This window comes from Proteiniphilum sp. UBA5384, from assembly GCF_002410825.1.
Classification (GTDB): Bacteria; Bacteroidota; Bacteroidia; order Bacteroidales; family Dysgonomonadaceae; genus Proteiniphilum.
Map to the genome: position 1 here is coordinate 1 of NZ_DHOS01000079.1, position 22,772 is coordinate 22,772.

11 protein-coding genes are annotated in these 22,772 nt (G+C 41.4%); all 11 read left to right on the forward strand.

The window, feature by feature from the left end; genetic code table 11:
* Positions 1-260: 260 nt before the first annotated feature.
* The 11 genes from B4G81_RS15125 (at position 261) to B4G81_RS15175 (ending at position 22,759) form a co-directional block, all read left to right on the forward strand.
* The gene (locus B4G81_RS15125) at positions 261-2,753 is read left to right on the forward strand and encodes a sugar-binding domain-containing protein (protein ID WP_294083983.1); all 2,493 of its coding nucleotides are present in this window, start codon (positions 261-263) and stop codon (positions 2,751-2,753) included.
* A gap of 48 nt (positions 2,754-2,801) precedes the next feature.
* Positions 2,802-4,211 carry a sulfatase gene (locus B4G81_RS15130; RefSeq protein ID WP_294083987.1) on the forward strand — a complete coding sequence of 470 codons (1,410 nt, stop codon included), beginning with the start codon at positions 2,802-2,804 and terminating at the stop codon, positions 4,209-4,211.
* A gap of 61 nt (positions 4,212-4,272) precedes the next feature.
* Positions 4,273-5,208: an alpha/beta hydrolase gene (locus B4G81_RS15135; protein ID WP_294083989.1), complete on the forward strand. Its 936-nt coding sequence runs from the start codon at positions 4,273-4,275 to the stop codon at positions 5,206-5,208.
* Between the two features lie 165 nt (positions 5,209-5,373).
* Positions 5,374-7,713, forward strand: coding sequence for a glycoside hydrolase family protein (locus B4G81_RS15140; protein WP_294083991.1), 2,340 nt, complete (start codon positions 5,374-5,376; stop codon positions 7,711-7,713).
* 45 nt (positions 7,714-7,758) lie between these two features.
* A complete protein-coding gene (locus B4G81_RS15145) occupies positions 7,759-8,424 on the forward strand; it encodes an SGNH/GDSL hydrolase family protein (RefSeq protein ID WP_294083994.1) in 666 nt (221 codons plus the stop codon).
* 98 nt (positions 8,425-8,522) lie between these two features.
* Positions 8,523-11,231 (forward strand): alpha-L-rhamnosidase, encoded by a 2,709-nt coding sequence (locus tag B4G81_RS15150; protein WP_294083996.1) that lies wholly within the window; start codon positions 8,523-8,525, stop codon positions 11,229-11,231.
* Positions 11,232-11,272: 41 nt separating this feature from the next.
* On the forward strand, positions 11,273-12,583 hold the full coding sequence (locus tag B4G81_RS15155) for an acetylxylan esterase (RefSeq protein WP_294083998.1): 1,311 nt from the start codon (positions 11,273-11,275) through the stop codon (positions 12,581-12,583).
* 100 nt (positions 12,584-12,683) lie between these two features.
* Positions 12,684-15,869 carry a SusC/RagA family TonB-linked outer membrane protein gene (locus B4G81_RS15160; RefSeq protein WP_294084000.1) on the forward strand — a complete coding sequence of 1,062 codons (3,186 nt, stop codon included), beginning with the start codon at positions 12,684-12,686 and terminating at the stop codon, positions 15,867-15,869.
* Between the two features lie 97 nt (positions 15,870-15,966).
* A complete protein-coding gene (locus tag B4G81_RS15165; protein ID WP_294084002.1) occupies positions 15,967-17,835 on the forward strand; it encodes a RagB/SusD family nutrient uptake outer membrane protein in 1,869 nt (622 codons plus the stop codon).
* Positions 17,836-17,884: 49 nt separating this feature from the next.
* Positions 17,885-20,959: a SusC/RagA family TonB-linked outer membrane protein gene (locus tag B4G81_RS15170; protein WP_294084004.1), complete on the forward strand. Its 3,075-nt coding sequence runs from the start codon at positions 17,885-17,887 to the stop codon at positions 20,957-20,959.
* A gap of 30 nt (positions 20,960-20,989) precedes the next feature.
* Positions 20,990-22,759: a RagB/SusD family nutrient uptake outer membrane protein gene (locus B4G81_RS15175; RefSeq protein ID WP_294084006.1), complete on the forward strand. Its 1,770-nt coding sequence runs from the start codon at positions 20,990-20,992 to the stop codon at positions 22,757-22,759.
* Positions 22,760-22,772: the final 13 nt, after the last annotated feature.

The following is a 22,772-nucleotide window of genomic DNA, read 5'->3' on the forward strand; positions in this document are numbered from 1 at the left end:
GGCTTCCGCCAGGTGAACCGGCTTAAAAATGATGTAAGCAAATCCGAACTTCTGCAAATCATACACATCCTTCAGGCTATAGTGTTAAACACGACCATACCCTCGGTCTGAATAAAATTTCCTACATTTTAGAATAATTTTTCAGCCCATAGACCTTACGTTCTAAGTACATTTGCACAAGATAAGAAAATTTAATGCTTGTTTAGCATTCGGCTCATCTTTATCCACATGGAGCCTTATTTGTAAATAAATATTTAAACATGAAAAAAATAATTGTTATTGTATCTATTCTATCATTTTTTTATCCTGTTTATCCACAACTATCATTTGGGGAACCGCAAAAAATAAGTTCATCATGGAAATTTTTACTTGATGATATCGAAGATGCAGCCTCAATTGACTTTAATGATGGGAAATGGCAAAATATTAATTTACCTCATGACTGGAGCATACAGGGACAATTAAGCCCAAATCTGGCAAGCTGCACAGGTTATTTACCCGGAGGGATAGGTTGGTATAGAAAAGAGTTGCTTATTCCTGCCGATAAAAAGGGAAAAAAGGTTTATCTCTATTTTGAGGGTATTTATAACAGAAGTAAGGTATATATCAACGGACAATTACTAGGTGAAAGACCGAACGGGTATGTTTCATTTGCGTATGACGCAACTCCCTACATAAAATATGGAGAACAAAACCTTATTTCAGTTAGAGTAGATCATAGTCGTTCTGCCGACTCCCGATGGTATACCGGATCAGGAATTTACCGGGATGTATGGCTTGTATATGCCAACCCGGTACATATTGCGCTATGGGGGGTGTATGCTTACCCTGAAGTAATAAATAATAAAAAAGTCCTGCTTCATATAGAAACAGAGATAGAAAATGAATCGCAAAAATTGTCGAAAATAACAGTAGAGCATGAGCTGCTATCTTCCGAAGGAAAAATCATTCATAAGGAATCGGCACAAGCTACCACCGAACCGGGTAAAGTTCATAAAATAACGGTAAAAATGGACGTCAATAATCCTGTGTGGTGGGATTTAGATAATCCGAATTTATATACCTTACACACAAAGATTTCACAAGATGGCCGGTTAACTGACCAATATTCAATGAAAACCGGCATTCGCTCCTATCAATTCGATCCGGATAAAGGGTTTGCATTGAATGGAAAATGGATGAAAGTAAAAGGCGTATGCATCCACCATGATGCGGGTGTATTGGGAGCGGCATCTTTCAAAGATGTATGGAGACGAAGACTGTTGAATTTAAAAGAGGTAGGTGTCAACGCAATCCGTACCAGCCACAACCCTCAGGCTTCCCATTTATATGAATTATGTGATGAATTAGGATTTCTGGTAATGAATGAAGCCTTTGATGAGTGGGTGTATCCGAAGCGGAAATGGCTTGAGGGATGGAATGTAGGTACACCGGGATTCCAGGGTTCGTACGACTTTTTCAAGGAATGGGGAGAACGCGATCTGGCTGATATTGTTCGCCGGGATCGTAATCATGTTTCAATCTTTGCCTGGAGTATAGGTAATGAAGTGGATTATCCAAACGATCCTTATTCACATCCGGTCTTGGATGGTGGTGCAGATACAGGATTCTCCCAACCTGTCTTTGGAGGATATAAAAAAGAGGCGCCGGATGCTATGGAGTTGGGAGTAATTGCAAAGCGGCTGGCTGCGGTAGTAAGAAAATACGACCTATCAAGGCCGGTTACAGCCGGGTTGGCAGGGGTAGCTATGTCTAATGAGACAGAATATCCGTATGTATTGGATATTGCAGGATATAACTATACTGAGAACAGGTATGATTCCGATCATAAAAAATATCCCGGGAGAATTATATACGGCAGTGAGAATAGACATGACCTGAAAGCATGGAAAGCGGTACGGGACAATCAACATATTTTCGGCCAATTCCTGTGGACAGGGATTGATTATCTTGGAGAATCAGGGAGGTGGCCTTCCCGAGGGTTTTATTCCGGATTACTCGATTTTTGTGGTTTTATCAAACCGAGGGGAAAATTCAGACAAGCTCTATGGTCGGATAGGCCGGTAATTTATATCGGTACCTATCCCACTCCCAGTTCAGCAAACCAGACGAACATGAAAGACGTATGGTCACTGTTGCAGAGCCATGACAACAAGAATGAAAAAACGACAAAAGCCTCCATGGACGCCTGGCCGGTATGGAATTACCGGGATGGAGAATACGTGCGTGTTGTATGTTATACGAATGCTGCTTCCGTAGATTTATTCCTTAATGGCGTGTCAGTAGGGGGGGAAAAACCTCAACGTGATGAGAATGGCATCATATACTGGGATATTCCATATGCGTCAGGGAAACTGGAGGCTGTTGGCTATGATGTGTCGGGAAATAAAATATCGAACGACATAATCCGATCAACCGGAAGACCTTACGCGTTAACCGTAGAGAATGAAAATCCGGTAATCAGTAAAGAGAACGGAGTCGCACATGTAGTGGTTAATGTGGTAGATGAACATAACAACCTGGTGATACTCGCGGACAACCGCATCACCTGCACGATAGAAGGCGAAGCAACGCTACTGGGATTGGAAGCGGGTGATAATGAAGATATGGGAGACTACACCGATAATGTGCAAAGGGTTTTTAACGGACGCCTTCTGGCTTATATACAAGCCGATGGCAAACCCGGGACCGTTAGGATAAAGTTCTCTTCTCCCCTTTTACAACCGGTAACAACGGATATTGAAATACAATAAGAGATACCGATATTTACAAAATGATTTGATCAACAAAAATACAAAGATATGAACAGATTGAAAAAAACAACCCTTTCTATTGCCGCGATAGCCACACCTATCTTTACCCAGGCCGCCGATCCGAATGTTATTCTGATTGTCGTGGATGACATGGGATGGAAGGATCTGCAAATATACGGAAGTGATTTTCACAAAACTCCCGCAATCGATCAATTGGCTGCCGACGGCGTTCTATTCACCGATGCCTATGCTGCATGCACGGTTTCTTCACCCACACGGGCGAGCCTGATGACCGGTAAATATCCAGCAAAACTACATCTCACCGACTGGATAGAAGGATGGAAAATGCCGGAAGCCAAATTACAAGTTCCTGATTGGACAATGTATTTGCCTGCGAAAGAGATTACCATGGCCGATCTGTTTAAACGAGCCGGATATAAAACCATCCATATCGGGAAATGGCACCTAGGAGAAAATCCTGAGTATTGGCCTGAGAATAACGGATTTGACGTCAATATAGGAGGATGGTCAAAAGGATCCCCTTTCAAAAATGAGAAGGAAGGTTATAACGGCTATTTTACTCCATACGGAAATCCAAGGCTGAAAGACGGACCGCAAGGAGAATACCTGACGGAACGTTTAGCTTCGGAAGCATGTAACTTTATCGGTACTTCCACATCCCAGCCATTCTTTCTGAACCTTTGGTTTTATAATGTCCATACCCCTTTACAGGCAAAACAAAACAAAATCGATTACTATGCAAAACTATCGGATGATTCCAATTTACAGAAAAATCCGGTATACGCAGCAATGGTCGAACATGTGGACGATGCCGTCAAAAGAGTCATCAATGTCCTAAAAGAGAAGGGGCTGTATGACAATACTCTCATCATTCTCACATCCGATAACGGAGGCCTCATCGGCAGAGGCAAAAATAAAATTACAAACAATACTCCGTTGCGCAGCGGCAAGGGAGATATATACGAGGGAGGAGTACGGGTGCCGCTTATTATCAAAAATCTCCATCAACAGCAGAAGGGAGAAGTCAATCATTCGCCGGTGATATCAATCGACTTCCTGCCCACCCTGGTTGATATGGTACGGCTTCCGGCTACAAGAGAAGAAAGAAAAGATTTCGACGGAGTAAGTCTGAAGTCGCTCCTTACGGGCAAAACGAAAAAACTAAAACGAGATGCTATATTCTGGCATTATCCACATTACCATATCGAAGGGGCAACCCCCTACTCTGCCGTAAGGTACGGCGACTGGAAGTTGATCAATACTTTTGAAGAGAACAAATATGAACTATACAACCTGAAAGAAGATATAGGCGAGAGAAAGGATGTAGCTTCGCAAAATCCGGGAATCACAAAAAAATTAACGAAAGAATTGGACAAATGGCGGAAAAACATGAAAGCTCAAATGCCGACAGTGAATCCGAACGTCAAAAGCAAGTAGGTATTTATACAGGTTGTATGTAAATAAATATTTTTTATTTCACCATCAAAGACAACACATTATGAAAAAGTTATTGCCATTCATTTTCTTTTTATTGGGAATATGCTGTCCATTTGTGTTGCTTGCCCAGGCAAATCAACCTTATCAAACAACGGAGCATGATGTGATTTTTAAAAGGATCAACGGCATTCATTTAAAAATGCTTGTTTATGAGCCTGTAATGAAAGAAAAGAAAGATCTTCCAGCCATCGTTTTTTTTCATGGAGGAGGGTGGAATGTTGGGAGTTACAAACTGTTTCAGTATCATGCCCGATACTTGGCTTCGAGAGGTATGGTAGTCTTTTCACCCCAATATAGAATCGGAACAATGGTTGCCGGAACCACAGTCGACCAGTGTTTGATGGACGGAAAGTCTGCAATGAGATATATTAAGGCAAATGCTGAAATTTATAGTATCGATCCGAATAAAATAATCTCAGCTGGGGCTTCTGCCGGGGGACTTTTAGCCGGAGGAATAGCCATTATTGACGAATTTAATGAGTCGACTGATGATATTTCCGTTTCGCCCATCCCCCATGCCGTTGTCCTTTATTATCCAGCAATACTCATTGACAGAGAAAATTTAAACGAAGCGTATAAACAAAGATTCAATGGTTTAGAAGAGAACTTATCTTGTTATCATCACGTAAAAGCAAGTCTTCCTCCTTTTCTTATTCTATCAGGCGACGCTGATACTCAGACAACAATTGACGACATGAGGCTCTTTAACAAGAAAATGCAAGAGCTTAAGAACGACTGTAAATTAGTTGAATACCCTAACCAGGGACATGCTTTCATGACCCTAGATCGTAGCGTAAAATACTTTATTGCAACTATAAAAGACACTGAAGAATTTCTTACCAAGCATATTAAATTCAAAGCACCGCCATGGATTGAGGATTATGTTATTTCATTAGGATATAAAATCGAAGCTGATCTTACAAAGGAAGCACATTGATTTCCTTAATTTTCAGTATTCAATACCCCCTTTAAGTGGATATTCGAACATTGCTTCTTCATCGTTTATTCCGGTAAGTTTAGAGAGGCCTAAACAGTTATACAATGTATTGCATCAATTTATACAGAAATGAGTAAAAAAAGGTACTTATTAATAGTTTTTATTTTGTTAGTTTCTTTATGTATAAACGGGCAAGCAAAGAAGGATGATCTGTTTTTTGGTCACCGTCTCGCACCCATTTCAGAAAAAAATATTTACAAGAACGATGGATATTATATTTGGGATTCATCCATCATCCAAGATGAACAAGGTATTTACCATCTGATCTATTCAAGATGGAAAAAAGAATTAGGATTTCAAGGGTGGTTGACATTTTCAGAGATTGTACACGCCGCAGCAGACTCACCTATCGGCCCATGGGAATATAAAGGGACATTGCTCAAAGGAAGAGGTCCGGGGTGTTGGGATGCTTTAGGAGTTCATAATCCAATGATCACATTTTTTGATGGAAAATACTATTTGTATTACAACTCTACCAATCTGGGAGGTGAATCATATGATGAAAAAGAATTAAAAGAGTTGGGACAGCAAGGTGGGAAACATCCAAAATGGGGAAATGTCCGCAATAATCAACGGATTGGTGTAGCCGTTGCCGACTCGTTTGACGGGCCCTGGGAGAGAATGGACAATCCTTTGATAGAACCAGCAGGACCGGTCAGAAATATGGTCAACAATCCAACAATTACACAGAAAGATGGTCTGTATTATCTGATATTTAAGGGAGACAAACCTAATGAAAAGCGAATTATACGCGATCAGGCAATTGCAATTTCAAAATCGCCGACAGGCCCTTTCAAGATACAGGAAAAACCAGTGATTGACTATATAGAAACGGAGGACATGGCAATGTGGTATGACACTAAACGTGAACGCTTTTACGCTATTTTCCACGCATTTGCCGGATTTATAGGAATGGTCACCTCTACAGATGGTAAAGATTGGAGCCAAGCTACTGAACACATCGTTATCCCCAAGAGAATATTGATGACAAACGGCAAATTCTATCTTCCTGACCGACTGGAACGTCCTTTCGTGGTGGTAGAAAACGATGAACCGCAGGTACTGGCATTATCAGCCAAAAAGGGAGACGATTCTTATTTGGTGTTTATTCCGGTTAATCAGGAAAAAGATAACGCTACTATTACAGTATCTGATAAAGTAAAACAAATAGTTAAATTCGGTGTGGACGTCGAGAGGCTTTGGGACTGGAACAGGGATATGAAAGAAGAACTGGCCCGCTTGGCGGTGGACGAATTAAAAAGTGAATATGTTCGTGTCGGCATTGATGCCACCTATGAAAGGAAGGAAGGTGTCAAAAATAAAAATGCCTACGATGATGAGATTGAAATGATGCATGCCATTAAATCGGCAAATCCGGATATCCAGTTTTTTGCCAGTCCCAGGCCCCTCTTTGAAGCATATTCCAAACACGAAAGAGAAACAATATGGGGTCATAAAGACAATACTCCCTGGTCACCCTATCCCCGATGGATATTAGATTGGAAGCAAGACGGAACAAAGAAGATGAAGGATGGTACAATAGTGCCCAAATGGAAGGAAGAGATCCTTCATTTACCGAAACTGATCCAATATTTTGCAGATTATTTAAATCTCATGCACCGCAATGGCCTTACAATAACTTACCTGGATGTGACGAATGAGAAAGAGACCATTTCCCCATCAGCCAATAAATATATTTATGAGAATCTGCCGAAATTGCTGGACCCCGGGGTACATATGCCCCAATTAGTAGTTCCCTCCTCCTGGGCCATTAGTGGAGCTACAGGCTGGCTGGACAAGGTAGATCCATCAAAGAACGAACATGCCTCAATTGCAGTCGCCTCTACCCATAATACCGGGCCAACAGGAGTACATGAAGAGTTTGTGGCAAGAGCCAAAAAGCTGGGGATAAAAGAGATATGGAATACCGAAATGCATGGATGGACCGGTGTGGATATACATGAAGAAATAATTACATCAGAGGTGCTCTGGAAACATCTTCGTGCCGGATTTACGGGAATTGACACATGGTTATTTTATGGGCCGGCAAAAGGAAGAGGTCATACCATGATTTGGGTAGACCATCAAAACAAGATTTACACCAGATCAGGGAAGTACGAAATCTTCAAACAAGTGGTCAACCATGCCAGCGGGGGAAATTATATAGAGATAACACTACCTTGTGAATCCGCTTCTACGGCTGCATTCATAAAAGGCAACGTACTATCGGTATGGGTATTGAATAAAAGCAAATCTCCTCTGAATAATACCCGGTTTGATCTGGGAGAAAATAGAAAAATAAAGAATACCCGATGTGAGGTATATAGGTGGCACAAAGATCTACCGGGAGTTGGAGAAAAAAATGATCATTCTATCTCGCAAAATTCTTTCCATTACACCCTTGAAGGCGAGTCTTTATATTTCTTTAAAATTCAGCTTGACTAATAGGTTTTACTTAGTGAGATTTCACAAATAAATAGGTTGTAAAAAATGAAAAAAAGAAAAAAAGTTTTTTTTAGTACACTTTGTTTACTGATACTGTTGATAGCCTGTGCTAACTGGACACAGAACAGAAAAAAGGTACTTATCATTGGCGATTCCATATCCATTGGTTACACTCCTTTTGTAAAAAAGTCCCTCTCAGACAGAGCGGATGTTTTCCACAATAAAGGAAATGCACAGCATACAGGAACCGGCAAAGAGATGCTGGAAGAATGGTTAGGAGACACGAAATGGGATATAATTGCTTTTAACTGGGGATTATGGGACCTGTGTTACCGGCATCCGGAATCAAAGGTGCAGGGTAACAGGGACAAGGTTAATGGTACCGTCACATTTACCGTTGAACAATATGCGGCCAATATGGACACGATCGTTACCAGACTAAAGGACACCGGAGTAAAATTGCTTTTTATTACTACCACGGTCGTTCCTCCAGATGAGGCAGGTCGATTTGAAGGTGATGAAATAAAATACAACAACGCCGCATTGGCTATTATGGAAGAAAAAGGTATAGCCGTTCACAATCTGCACAAATATTCTATTGATATCCACAAAAAATATGCAAAAGGCGAAGGTGATGTACATTATACTGAAGAAGGATATGAGGCACTTTCAAAATCAGTGGCAGATGCAATTAAAAAATTATTACGATAAATATTTATCATATAAAGGGATCTAATAGAGTTTATATCGAATAAGATTTTAGATATCTGATTATCAATTACCCTATTCCTTAATCAATATAACACCTAATGAAGAAAACATTTTTCGCTATAATATTGCCGATTATTTTAATAGAAAGCATTTGTTCTCAGACAATAGTGAAAGAGCTTTTGACTGAAAATCTTATAGATCCTGTAGGATTAGATATTTCTATCCCCAGATTTACCTGGATATTGCAAAACGAAAAACGAGGTATCACCCAAACGGCTTATGAAATTGAAGTGGAATCGAATGACACATTCGCATGGAGAAGCGGAAGAGTATTGTCAGACTCCTCTGTACTTGTCGCGTACAAAGGTCTTCCTTTAAAAAGCAATACACTATATTTCTGGAGAGTAAGAGTTCAGGATAACAGGGGTTATATATCTGACTGGAGTCTTCCTGGCAGCTTTCGTACCGGTTTCTTGCAGCCGTCAGACTGGAAAGCGCAATGGATTACTCCTACCCTTGAAGAAGACACGGTCAACCGCCCTTCTCCTTATTTGAGAAAGACATTTCAAACAAAAAAAGAGATCCGCTCCGCTGTTCTTTACGCTACATCACACGGCATGTACGAGGCTTATCTGAACGGTAGACGTGTAGGTGATGCACACTACACCCCGGGATGGACATCCTATCATAAACGATTACAGTATCAGGCTTACGACGTTACCGGTCTCCTCCAACAAAACAATACAATCGCCGTAATGTTGGCAAGCGGATGGTATAGAGGAACTCTTGGCTGGAGCAATAAAAACAACCACTACGGTCGCCATATAGCTTTATTGATCCAATTAGAGATTGAATATACCGATGGTACCCGCGAGAGGGTAATCTCAGATCCTTCCTGGAGAAGTTCCACGGGAAAGATCATTTATTCAGAGATCTACAACGGTGAGAAAATAGATCTTCGCCTGGAAAAAGAAGGATGGATGTTTCCTGAGTATGATGATTCACAATGGGCCTATGTAAAAAAAACAAACTTTGATACGGCCAAACTGGTAGCCACCTATAATGAACCTGTCAGGCAACAGGAAATTTTTAAGCCGGCCGCCATATTCAATACACCCAAAGGAGAACAGATCATTGACTTCGGACAGAACCTAGCCGGTTGGATAAGAATGAAGGTCAAGGGAAAAAGCGGTGATATGATCACATTATCACATGCTGAAGTATTAGACAAAGAAGGAAATTTCCATACTGCCAACCTGCGTGCAGCTAAGGCACAATGTACTTATATACTAAAAGACACCAATAAAGTTATACTACATCCTCATTTCACATGGCACGGATTCCGCTATGTGAAAATTGAAGGTTATCCCGGAGAAATCAAACCAGAGAATTTTGAGGCAGTAGCCCTTTATTCCGATATGGAACCCACGGGCAGTTTTACCTCATCCCATCCGCTAATCAACCGATTACAAAGTAATATCAAATGGGGACAAAAAGGGAATTTCCTGGATATACCGACCGATTGTCCACAAAGAGATGAACGATTGGGATGGACGGGAGACATCCAGGTTTTTGTCCCTACAGCAGTTTTCAACATGCGGGTACATAATTTCCTAACCAAGTGGTTACGGGATCTGGAAGCGGATCAATTGATTACCGGTGAAGTGCCAAATTATATACCTGACTTGGGAAGTAATGTTAACCGGGCAGCTTGGGGAGATGCGGCTACAATCGTTCCTTGGACACTTTATAAAACCTACGGCGATAAGCGGATCCTACACCAACAGTACGGCAGCATGAAAGCTTATGTAAAAAGTATTACCAATGTAACCCACGATGGGCTATGGGATAAAGGGGTCACTTTTGGGGACTGGCTGGCTTATTCCCCGGAAGAAGGAGAGAGAAAAACGCCTGGGACGAATAAGAATATTATCACTCAGGCATATTATGCCAATTCACTACGTATCATGATGAATACCGCAAAGGTGCTGAATATCCCTGACGATGAAATATATTATACAAACCTATTAGAACAGGCTAAAAAAGCTTTCCATACGGCTTTCATCAATGAGAAGGGCGACCTGATCTCTCCATCACAAACGGCCTACAGTATAGCGCTCGAATTCGGGATGATTCCTTATCATCTTGAGAAACAGGCTGCGGCAAGATTGGTTGAACTGATTGATGATTTTGGCCATTTTACCACAGGTTTTTTGGCTACTTCACCTCTGCCCCATATTCTTCTTAAATACGGATATGGTGATCTCGCCTATAAACTTCTGGAAAGAGAAGAATATCCCTCGTGGCTTTATCCTATTACGATGGGAGCAACAACGTTTTGGGAAAGATGGAATGCTATAAAACCAGATGGAAGCTTTCAGACACAGAAACCACAGAGTAACTCTTTCAACCACTATGCACACGGTGCCGTTGGGGACTTTTTGTACCGGAAAGTTGCCGGATTGGACATCGCTCCCGATAAAGATGCGGTCGGTTACAAACATAACCTCATAAAGCCCTTTCCCGGCGGCAGCCTCAAGCATGCCCGTGCCATATTGAAAACCTACTACGGGACTGTGGGAAGTAGCTGGAAATTGGATGGCAAACAGATGGAAATGACGGTGGAAGTACCTGTTAATACTCGGGCAACCGTGTACCTCCCCTCCACCACACCGGAGAATATCACCGAAGGAGGAAAACCTGTCAATACATCTACCGAAATCAATATCCTGGGTCAGGAAGAAGACAAGTACACAGTAATACAAATAGGATCTGGAAAATATCAATTCAAAATCCAACGACTATAAGAACTTCAAGTCTAAATACAAAAATAAATCAATGAGAGGATATGAAAAAAATAATATTACAACCTATAGTCTTTATATTGTTTTCCACTTACCTGTTTGCGCAATTACCAATTGTAGAGGTATCGCTTGACAGGGATGACTGGCTCTACCAAACGGGTGACTCTGCATCGTTTGGAGTAGCTGTGTCAGGATCTTTAGATTCATCCTTACAAAATACGGCTATCAACTATGAATTGTCGCATGACATGATGGAGCCTTTTTTGAAAGGAAGTGTTCATTTGAAAAATGGATTCATCCGGTTAGGAAAGGTTTCGATGAAAGAACCCGGTTTTTTACGCTGTAAAGTGGATTTGATGTATCATGAGAAACTATACGAAGGGGTCGCTACAGCAGCGTTTTCACCGGAGAAAATTGTTCCCACAACACCCATGCCCGAAGATTTTGCGGATTTTTGGGAGATGGAGATGGAAAGAATCGCTGCAATACCCCTTAATTCTACAATGAGATTATTGGAAGATAAATGTACAGCAAAGACAAACGTATATGAAGTCAGCTTCCAAAATGACAGGTCAGGATCAAAGATTTACGGCATCTTATGTGTGCCGAAAAATTCCGGACAGTATCCGGTATTAATGCGATTGCCTTATGCAGGAGTATATCAACAAAAAATAGACTTAAAGAATGCAGAGGAAAAAGGAATAATCACATTGGTCATAGGAATACATGGCATTCCAGAGACGTTGGATTCGGAAATATATAAGGATTTGGCCGCCGGGCCTTTAACCACATACGGATCTTTTGGCTGGTATCACAGAGACGCAGTTTACTATAAACGAGCATATTTGGGCTGTAAGCGTGCAATAGATTTTATTTTCACATTGGATCAATTTGACAAAGAAAACATTGTGGTTTGGGGAGGGAGTCAGGGAGGAGCACTTTCCATTATAACAGGCGCACTGGATAAAAGAGTAAAGGGGATTGTCACGAGCAAGCCTTCTCTTTGTGATATGACAGGATATCTGCATGGTAGGGCAGGGGGTCCTCCCAGGATATTTATGGATGAGCATAACACTCCTGAAATGAAGATCGAAAAAGCAAAGGTATCTCCTTATTTCGATGTGGTGAATTTTTCAAAAATTATCCAGTGCCCTGTATTCTTAACGCTGGGATATAATGATATTACATGTCCTCCGACCTCCATTTATGCAAGTTATAATGTGATCAACTCAGAAAAAGGAATAAAAGCGTTCAAACAGATAAATCATTTTCAAAATCCACCAGAATTACAGGAAGCGCAAGACAAAGCCATTGATCAATTTTTAAATTTAAAAATAAAGTTTCGGAAAGAATAGTAGTCTTCTTATTTACTCGGACATATCAAACAACATGGAGTTGACTTTATAGAGAATGATTTTTTCCAAATAAATAATATCAACATAAAAAATGTAAAGAATGAAAAACAAACTATTATTAATTAGTTTCTTCCTCTTTTTCTTTGGTTCTTTCCAAATATACGGACAGATACGGGAATGGGCCGGGAAAGTATGGGACGAGGGATTAAATGAACCCCTCATCGGGGTGACTGTCACGATAAAAGGAACCGGGCAGGGAACAATTACCGATGCAGACGGAGAATTTTCGATCAGAGCAGAAACAGGACAGACATTGATGTTTTCATATATCGGTTATCATCCGGTAGAAGTGGCATTGGACAACAATACCACAGCACTCTCCATTCTTATGCGGGAAGATACCAAATTGCTTGACGAAGTGGTGGTAGTGGGTTACGGAATACAACGAAAAGCATCATTGGTAGGGTCTATTGCCACGACAAAAGGAGAGGATTTGATGAAGACAGGAAATGTCACTTCTGTTTCGGAATCATTACAAGGGGTGCTACCCGGGGTTGTTTCTGTGATGGTCGACGGAAAACCTGGAGCAGATGAAGCCAAGATAACCATTCGAGGTAGAGGAAGTTGGGTTTCATCAGAACCGTTGATTCTTGTAGACGGCGTGGAAAGAGATATGAACGACATGGATATCAACGAGATAGAATCAATCTCCGTGTTAAAAGATGCATCTGCCACCGCTGTTTATGGTGTAAAGGGAGCCAATGGGGTTATTTTGGTAACGACCAAAAGGGGAAAAAACACACAACCCAAGATAAATTTTTCTGCAAATTTTGGATTTAAAGAACCGCTGACCCATCCTGAATACGCCGATCATGTGACAGCCATGCGACTCTGGAATGAAGCTGCCGCGAATGATCTGCAATACGCGGCGACAATTCCTGAGTCTACAATCGCGGCATGGGAAAATGCTTATGCCACCGGCAACATCGGCCCCTATAATCAGTATTTTCCGGTAATTGACTGGCGGGAAGAAATGGTAAAAGAGGTGGCTTTTTCAGAGCAATATAATTTAAACGTCAACGGAGGTTCAGATTTTATGAGATATTTTGCGTCAATTGGATATTTGCACGATGGCGATGTGTATAAAACGAAGAAAAATGATCTCTTTGACCCCTCATTCAACTATAAACGTTATAATTGGAGGGCTAATTTAGATTTTAATTTAACGAAAACAACAGTTTTCACATTTAATTTTTCTGGCAGGCAGGGTTACCGTAATCAACCTGGGTATCGGGCAGATGGAAATAACGAGAATGACGATGCTTTCGGTCAGACACGATTTTTCAGCACATTATATAGTGCACCCAGAAATGTATTCCCTATCCAGTGGCCGGACGGGACATACGGTGTCAGTACCCAGGGTGCACAATCCGATAATCTGTATTTAATGTTCGATATGGGACAGAGAATATATAAGTACAATCAAAATTTCATTGATTTTTCATTTAAACAAGATTTGAATTTTATTACTAAAGGTCTGGATTTTACAGGAAAACTGGCATATAATACGCAAATGAATTCACAAAGTAAAATTCAAAGGTATCCTGGTGGTAATTTTGGAGAAAGCAGCTATATCGCCTATTACAAAAAATGGGACTATTCCAGACCATTAGAAGGAGGAGGTTATGCAGCTGAGGAAGAAATCCGAATTCCAAATAATGATTATCAGGGAGACGTACCCAGTGCCTCCTATGATGATATGCTGGATGGTGGATACAGTAAAAAATTGTATTATGAAATGGCTTTAAATTATAATCGGAATTTTGGTGATCATAATATCACGGCCTTGGTGCTTTTTAACAGAAATCAAAATGACCAGCTGCGGAATGCCGTCAATATGCAATTTCAGTACCGTGACGAAGCATGGGTTACACGCTTTACATATAACTGGAAAGAACGTTATCTTACTGAATTTAATGGTTCATATACGGGTTCACCCAAATTTGCCCGCGGTAAACGTTACCAGTTTTTCCCATCATTTTCGCTGGGTTGGCGAATATCGGAGGAACCGTGGATAAAACGTGTAACAGATAAGACTTTGAATAATCTCAAATTACGCTATTCGTACGGGATAGTGGGTTATGATCGCGCAGCCTCATCGTTTACTTACGTACAGATGTATGAAAATACAGGGGGTAGTGTGGGATTTGGCAATGAGATCAGAACCAATTACGGCCCGATTTACATAGAGGGGCAAACAGCAAATATCAACGCAACGTGGGAAACTGCACATAAACAGAACCTGGGTATCGACCTCATGCTATTTGACAAGCTGACCGCGACGGTTGATATGTACGCGGAAAATCGGGAAGGAATTTTAATGCCGGTATGGATATCTGGGATGACCGGTGCTTCCCAGGCTGACGGAAATGTGGGTAAAACAAAGAGCAGAGGATATGAAATGGAGCTTGGGTGGAAAGATAAAATAAACAGAGACTGGGGTTATTCCATCAATGTGAACTATGCTTTTAATGAAAACAGAATCGTATTTCGAAACGACGCTTACAGACTGGCGGAATATTTAAAGAATGCAGGCAAACCAATTGGAAGTGCCACAAAAATGGAGGTAATCGGTTATTACGAATCACTGGATGATATTTATAATTACGGATTGGCCAATAATCTGTCAACCCAAGGCAGGTTAGTTCCCGGTGATTTCATGTATCTGGATTACGATGCGGATGGAATAATTGATGCGACAAAGGACAGGGTGCATCAAAAAAACACCAATTTCCCGGCCATCACCTATGGATGGACACTGGGACTTCAATATAAATCTTTCCAAATAAGTGCACTATTCTATGGTGTATCCCGCATTTACAAAGAGGTTGATTCCTCCGTTTTATGGGATTTCGAATATGGTCAACAAGGAATTTATAGCGCCAGTATGGATGCAACTGGAAGATGGACACCAGATAACAAGGAAAAAGCAACCAAACCGGCTTTACACAGTCAGTTCAAAGGTTATAGTTCCTCGGGAGGGACCACCTATAGTTTTCAGAATGCCGCGTATCTCAGATTAAAGAATGTGGAGCTCTCTTATCACATCAATTCTGAGTTACTCAACAGATTGAATATGGGAATAAGCAGTCTCCAACTCTACGCGAATGGGAACAATTTATTAACCCGGACAAAGTTTAACAAACAGTTAGACCCGGAGGGCAGCTCCTCATCAGTTTATCCCATGGTTCGCCGGTACAGTTTTGGTGTAAGAATGTCATTTTAAAAGCAGTTGAATTATGAAACGAGCCTTTAAACATTTACACATAAGAAAAAGATTTTTGCGAGTTCCATACACCATAATAAAAAAATGAAAAAATCGTATGAAAAAATATAGATTAATCCTATTATTAAGTTCTTTACTGGCATTCACCGCCTGTGAAGAGTATCTCGACAAATCACCCGACCTGGGTATCTCGGAAGATGTGGTCTTCAATAATTATTTTTCAATAAGAGGCTATTTAGACCAATGTTATAATTGTGTAGTGGATTACTCCTATTGGAAAGCGCAGGAAGCAAATCGGGCACACGTAGGGCAAATGTCGGATGAAGCAGCAAACCCATATACCTCCACTCAAATCACGAACTTCATTAATAAAGGTATCTGGCAAAACACTGAAGTTGCGCCTGAAATCGGATGGACCCAGGGATTGGTTGGAAGCATTAACGGCCGTGCGATTCCCAATGCCTTTCTTGGTTTGAGGATCTCCAACAGGATCATTGAAAAAGTTCCCGACATTTCAATATTGACCGAGCAACAGAAGACGGAGTTACTGGGTCAGGCTTACTTTTTCAGAGCCTGGTTTTATTTTGAAGTCATTCGCAGGGTGGGAGGCATGCCTGCTTTAGACAAAGTATATGGCAGTGACGACGATATGGATATGCCCAGGATGACTTACCAACAGTCAACTGAGTGGTTAATTGAACAGGTAGAGAAAGCAATTGAACTATTGCCGCATGAATGGCCATCCACGGAAACAGGGCGACCCAACAAAGTTGCCGGATACGCGCTGAAAGAGATGGCCGCTTTATATGCATCAAGTCCGCTGATGGCCAACCCCATTGATAGAGTAGAAGACAATGGGTACGACACGGAATGGGCAAAGAAAGCCGCTCAATATGCGAAAGAATGCCTCGAATATATAGATAATACTGTACCCAAACATAAAATGATGGACGGTGCTAATTATAAGAATATCTTCTATCATTTCCCCAATTTTGTGAGCGACGAATCGTTGTGGTATGTGAATACTGCAGGAATGACTCGTACCGGCCCAAGACAAGATGTGTTGATTTTTTGGATTCCACAGCGGATGGCAGCCGCGTCTGGGAACTATGCTGATCCGAATGTGAGTGTTTCTCAGAATCTGGTTGATAAATTTGAAACAAAAAACGGCTATTCTGCCATACTTACCGAATCAGGCTGGGTTAGCGACGATCCTGCATTCGATCCGGATCATCCCTATGAAAACAGGGATCCACGTTTCCACGCTTTTATACTTCACCCGGGAGAACAGTATGGCACGTATGCCAATGGCAGTCCGAATTATGTTTGTACCTGGGAAGGAGGTGCTGACATATCTCCTGTTGCAACAACGGGCAGAACGGTAAGAACAGGCTACCTCGTAAAGAAGTGGTTGTGGCCGGAGGCAATTCCTCTCAACAGACCTAATAAGGCCGAAGGATATACAAAGTACTATTGGAATTGTATACATATCCGTACCACCCAGGTGTGGTTGGATTATGCAGAAGCAATGAATGAGGCATATGGCCCAAAAAACATCCCCGCAGGGTATACCTATTCGGCTGTAGATGCCATCAATAAGGTCAGAAACAGAGTAGGAATGATCAATGTAAGGAGTGAAAAGACAACAGATGCCACAACCTTCAGAGAGGTAATACGAAATGAAAGGGCTGTAGAGCTTCTGCTTGAACATAACAGGTGGTTCGATATCCGGCGTTGGATGATCGCTGAAAGCTTACTCAGTGTGCCAAATCCAATAAAAGGAGTGAGGGCGGTGCCAAGCAATGCAACTTCTTTAAAACCTAACCCCGGAAACATATTCACTTTTCAACGAAAGGATGTTCCGGAAGAGATCAGGGTTTTTGAACGTAAACACTATTGGTATCCCTTCCCGAAAAATGAGACCGACCGTTTTGTGCACTTTAAACAAAATCCCGGCTGGAATTAGTTACTATAAACATCATCCTATTTAAGAAACGAAGAACATGAAAAAAAAGATGTTGAAGCATAAAAAAATTACTCCTTTCCTCTTTCTGCTCATTTTTCTAATCAGTATGCCAAATGTAGGTTATACACAAAACCAAGCGAACAGAAAGTCACGGAAAGTAAATCTGATTGAAATATCCGCCACAGTAGTAAATGAACAGGGTGAAACAATCCGGAACGCGGAAGTAATCATTGGAGAAGGTGCGACCACTTTGTATACGAACAATCTCGGCGAATTTCAGGCAAAGATGAAGCCAGGCGACAAATTTATTGTCGAAACCAGAGGGTATGAACCAAAAATTTTGGATGCAACAGAGAATCTAAACGGTGCCAAGATTATATTATCACGTGCTCCATTATTTTCGGGTGAAAAAGATAGGATCATATTACCCGGAAATGTGATCACCCACAAAAGGCACAATGTTGGCGCAGTGAGTATGGTAACCGCCAATGAGTTGGAATCTTATCCGACGATGGGGGTGGGAAACGCGCTGCAAGGGAAATTAATGGGATTGATCTCAAACATGAATACCGGAGGGGGTGTCGGCACGCTTACCCACTCATTGAACATACGCGGTTTACATAGAGGAGGGGGAGATGATTTCATCACCATTATTGACGGGGTTGAACGATCACTCAATGTAATCACAGCAGAAGAATTGGAATCGATAGAGGTATTAAAAGATGCCACTTCAAAAATACTGTATGGCCCTCGTGCTGCCAATGGTGTACTTTTGGTTACGACCAAAAAAGGAGACAAACACAAAAGAATTCGCAGAGTGAGCGGAGAGTACGGAGTGGGTGTTGCATCCGACTTTCCCCAATTCCTCAACTCGCATGATTATGCCAGACTATTCAATGAAGCCAGGGCTAACGACGGGCTAGCGCCTATCTATTCCGATCAGGATATCACGGGTTATAAAAACAGCACGGGGCCAAATGATTTCCGATATCCCAATATAAATTATTCCGATTATTTTTTAAACAAGAGAAATAATTATCGAAAAACGGCCCTTGAACTGTCGGGAGGGAATGAAGGGGTTCAATATTCCCTTGTGGGTGGATACCTGGGGATGAGTGGCCTGGAAAAGATTGGAGACACGCCACAACGAAACCGATTTAATGCAAGAGGGAATTTGAACGTGAGAATCAATGATTTTATATCGGCATCAATGGGAATCGCAGCCATATTTGATGTGAACAACATGAATTCATTATCCGCTTCCGAAATCATACAGGCCATCTCATCTCATCGCCCCAATGAATATCCGATATTTATACCCGAATCAATTGTGGCTCCCGATTCTATTGGCTATCCCAATTTAGGGGCAAGTAACAATGTCACAGACAATTTATACGGATCATTAAAATATGGTGGCTATCAGAAAGGCCAAACGATAGACGGGCAGCTGAACTTTGGATTGAGTTACGATTTTAACAAACTCTTAAAGGGATTAACAGGAGCAACACACATTACCTTCGACAACAGATTTTCAGGGACAGAGACTTTGACTACATCTACCGCAACCTATTCACAGCGATGGGTAAAGAATGCCGCCGGAGAGGATTCTGTCATCATGATCATGCGAAAGAAAGCAGACAAGAACGACAATATTGTGTTATCAAGCAGTAACAATTACAGAACCACAAGTTTAATCGGATTGCTCACTTACGACACCTACATCAATGAGAACAATAAATTAAAAGCAGATTTAATTTATAATTATTATTTGAACGAATCTACGGGACTGTCTCAGGATACCAAATTCATGAACAGTGTATTGAAGGTAAACTACGTAAACAGCGATCTCTACGTGGCAGATCTGAGTATAGGCGGGATGGGCAGTAATAAATTCAGAGGGAATAACAAATATGCCCTTTCTTATGCACTTGGACTCGGATGGATCATGTCGGAAGAGAATTTCATGAAATCCATCAAAGGGATTGATTATTTGAAAATAAAAGCGAGTGTCGGCCTTTTGCCTTATGATGCCCAAACACAGCATGACCTGTATCATACGCAATGGAATAATAACGGATCGGCACGTTTGAATAACTCATTGAATCCGAGTCGCACCAATATACAACGTATCGGTAATCCGGATCTGGAATGGGAAAAATCAAGCGAAATAAATATCGGCATGGAATTCCTCGGAATGAATAAAAAACTATGGGTTGAAGCCAATTATTTTAATGAATACAGATACAATATAATCCAGCAGGTCTCTTCTACCCATGCGGACATGTACGGGACTTTCTATTCGTTTGAAAACTGGGGAGAGGTATTAAATCAGGGCATTGAAGCGGAATTATCGTATGCTGACAGGATAAATGATTTTTTCTACCAGACAGGATTCAACGTGATCTATGTTAAAAATAAGCAGAAGAAAATAGATCAGGTTAATTACCCTGATGAGTACCTGAACAGGACAGGTAAACCTTCAGACGCCATGTATGGATATGTGTCACGCGGGCTTTTTGGCAAGGATGTGGATTTATCAAATGCACCCCGACAAAACTTTGGCCCTTATCAAGCAGGTGATATCGCTTATGAAGACCTAAACGGGGATCATGTAGTGGATGAGTTGGATATGAGAATGGTAGGGAACAGTTTTCCTCGCGTACATCTGGGAATCAACCTGAATTTAAATTATAAAGGCTTTTGCCTATATGTACTGGGAACCGGGCAGTTTGGTTATAATAACTGGAAAAACAGCAGTTATTATTGGTTTAGCGGAGAAAACAAATATTCCATTGAGGCTTTAAACAGATATCACTCCACCCACAACCCGGGGGGAGATTTCCCAAGACTGACCACTTCAAACAGCAGCAATAACTACAGAAATTCAACCTTCTGGATGGAAAAGGCTGATCTGTTTAGGGTCAAGAATGTAGAAGTAAGTTACCTGGTGGAAAATAAGAACAATACCGATGTGCTTTATAAAACGCTCAAACTATTTGTCAGAGGAACAAATTTGGGTTGCATTACCAGTGTAAAAAATCGTGATCCTGAAGCGGTGAATGCAGGACTGGATTCTTACCCGCTGCTGAAAACAATTACTGCCGGCGTCACTCTTTCATTCTGATTGATAAGTATTCGTAAAAAAATGAACAAAATGAAGAAAATAGTATATATTGCAGCGATAATCTTTTTATCAACGTCGTGGGCATGTGATGACGCGCTTGGCACGAAGTATAACGATACATTCGGAGATGAATACACGTGGACCCTTCCTGACGTCGCTCTGGGAACCTTGATGAATGCATACAATAGCATCCCTTCGCTGCCAAACAGTTATGGAAATGATCTGCTGGATGTAGCGACCGATAACGCGTTAACAGGGACCCGTTCATCCTCCCTTTACAGGTTTGTCCAGGGTGGGCTCAACCCTACCAGTAACGCATTGGGTAACTGGTCTCTTGCCTATGATCAATTTCAATACATCCATACCTTTATGGAAAATGGACTGGGTTCAAATATCAAGTACAATCTTTCTGATTCTGTCAGAGACAAGAAAATTCGTGACAGATCGAGAGGAGAAGCCTACTTTTTGAGAGCCTGGTGGGGTATGGAGTTATTGAAAGTATTTGGAGGAGTAACGGAGGACGGACAGGCGTTGGGTTATCCCATTATCACAAAATTCATTACGGAAGAAGACCGGGAAGAGATCAACAAAAAAACCAGAAACACCTATGAAGAATGTGTCCTTCAAATAATTGCTGATTGCGATTCTGCGTTTAAGTACCTGCCTTTGGCATATACCGGGGGTGATGTAGATTTGGGTACTACCCAGGAGGGGAGAGCCAGCGGAAAAGCCGCATTGGCTTTGCAATCGCGCGCCGCACTGTATGGAGCATCACCTGGGTACCAGCCTGCCGGATCATTCGCCTTATCAACAGATTCGTTACAAAAAAAATGGGAAAGGGTGGTTCACTTATCAGAAAGAGCGATCACCATGGGTAACTTGGGAGCCTACACAGCACTGAAGGAAAATATGTACGTAGGTAACAGCGTGCAGCAGACAACCCATGCCGAGTTTCTTTTCCGCAAATGGAGTAATAACAGAACACTGGAAAATCAAAATTTCCCTCCCCTGTTTTTTGGACAGGGCAGGACAAATCCTTCTCAAAATTTAGTGGATGCTTATCCGGCAAAAAACGGATACCCAATTTCGGATGTACGCTCAGGCTATAATTCGCAAAATCCGTATGTAAACAGGGACGATCGCTTTGAATTGACATTATTTTATAATGGAAAAATATTTAATTCCGAACGTCCGTTGGAAATATACACTCAGGGAACAGCAAAAGGGAGGGATGCGGCTGGATACGACTATAACAATACAATTACCGGTTATTACCTTAAAAAATTCTTGTCTCCTATAAAAGAAATGTTGTATGATCCTTCTACCCTTTCGGCAAAAAACGATTACCATCAATATCCGCTATTACGCAGAGCCGAGGTATATTATAATTTGGCAGAAGCATTGAGTGAATTGGCAGGTGCTTCGGGGACTGTATCAGGAAGCTCACGTACCGCGTATAGCATTATAAGAGATATTAGGACTAAAAATGGCATCACATCCACAGCTTATCTTGACGAAATAGCAGCCGAATCGGACAAAGAGAAATTCTTACTTTTTGTACTCAATGAAAGGAGACTGGAGTTTGCATTTGAAAATGAACGTTTTTTCGATTTACGCAGGCGAATGATGCCACTCAATGAATCGATCAGAGGCATATCAGCTGAAAAGGAGGGAACTGGGTTCATCTATACCGAATTCGTTGCCGAACAGCGAAGTATGACTGATAATTATCAATACATGCCACTCCCGTATGTAGAAACATTGAAAAATCCAAATTTGATCCAAAATAAAGGATGGTAAAACAATATAAATA

Coding starts and splice junctions, on each gene's coding strand:
- B4G81_RS15125 (WP_294083983.1), top strand. CDS start 261: ATGAAAAAAATAATTGTTATTGTATCTATTCTATCATTTTTTTATCCT.
- B4G81_RS15130 (WP_294083987.1), top strand. CDS start 2,802: ATGAACAGATTGAAAAAAACAACCCTTTCTATTGCCGCGATAGCCACA.
- B4G81_RS15135 (WP_294083989.1), top strand. CDS start 4,273: ATGAAAAAGTTATTGCCATTCATTTTCTTTTTATTGGGAATATGCTGT.
- B4G81_RS15145 (WP_294083994.1), top strand. CDS start 7,759: ATGAAAAAAAGAAAAAAAGTTTTTTTTAGTACACTTTGTTTACTGATA.
- B4G81_RS15150 (WP_294083996.1), top strand. CDS start 8,523: ATGAAGAAAACATTTTTCGCTATAATATTGCCGATTATTTTAATAGAA.
- B4G81_RS15155 (WP_294083998.1), top strand. CDS start 11,273: ATGAAAAAAATAATATTACAACCTATAGTCTTTATATTGTTTTCCACT.
- B4G81_RS15160 (WP_294084000.1), top strand. CDS start 12,684: ATGAAAAACAAACTATTATTAATTAGTTTCTTCCTCTTTTTCTTTGGT.
- B4G81_RS15165 (WP_294084002.1), top strand. CDS start 15,967: ATGAAAAAATATAGATTAATCCTATTATTAAGTTCTTTACTGGCATTC.
- B4G81_RS15170 (WP_294084004.1), top strand. CDS start 17,885: ATGTTGAAGCATAAAAAAATTACTCCTTTCCTCTTTCTGCTCATTTTT.
- B4G81_RS15175 (WP_294084006.1), top strand. CDS start 20,990: ATGAAGAAAATAGTATATATTGCAGCGATAATCTTTTTATCAACGTCG.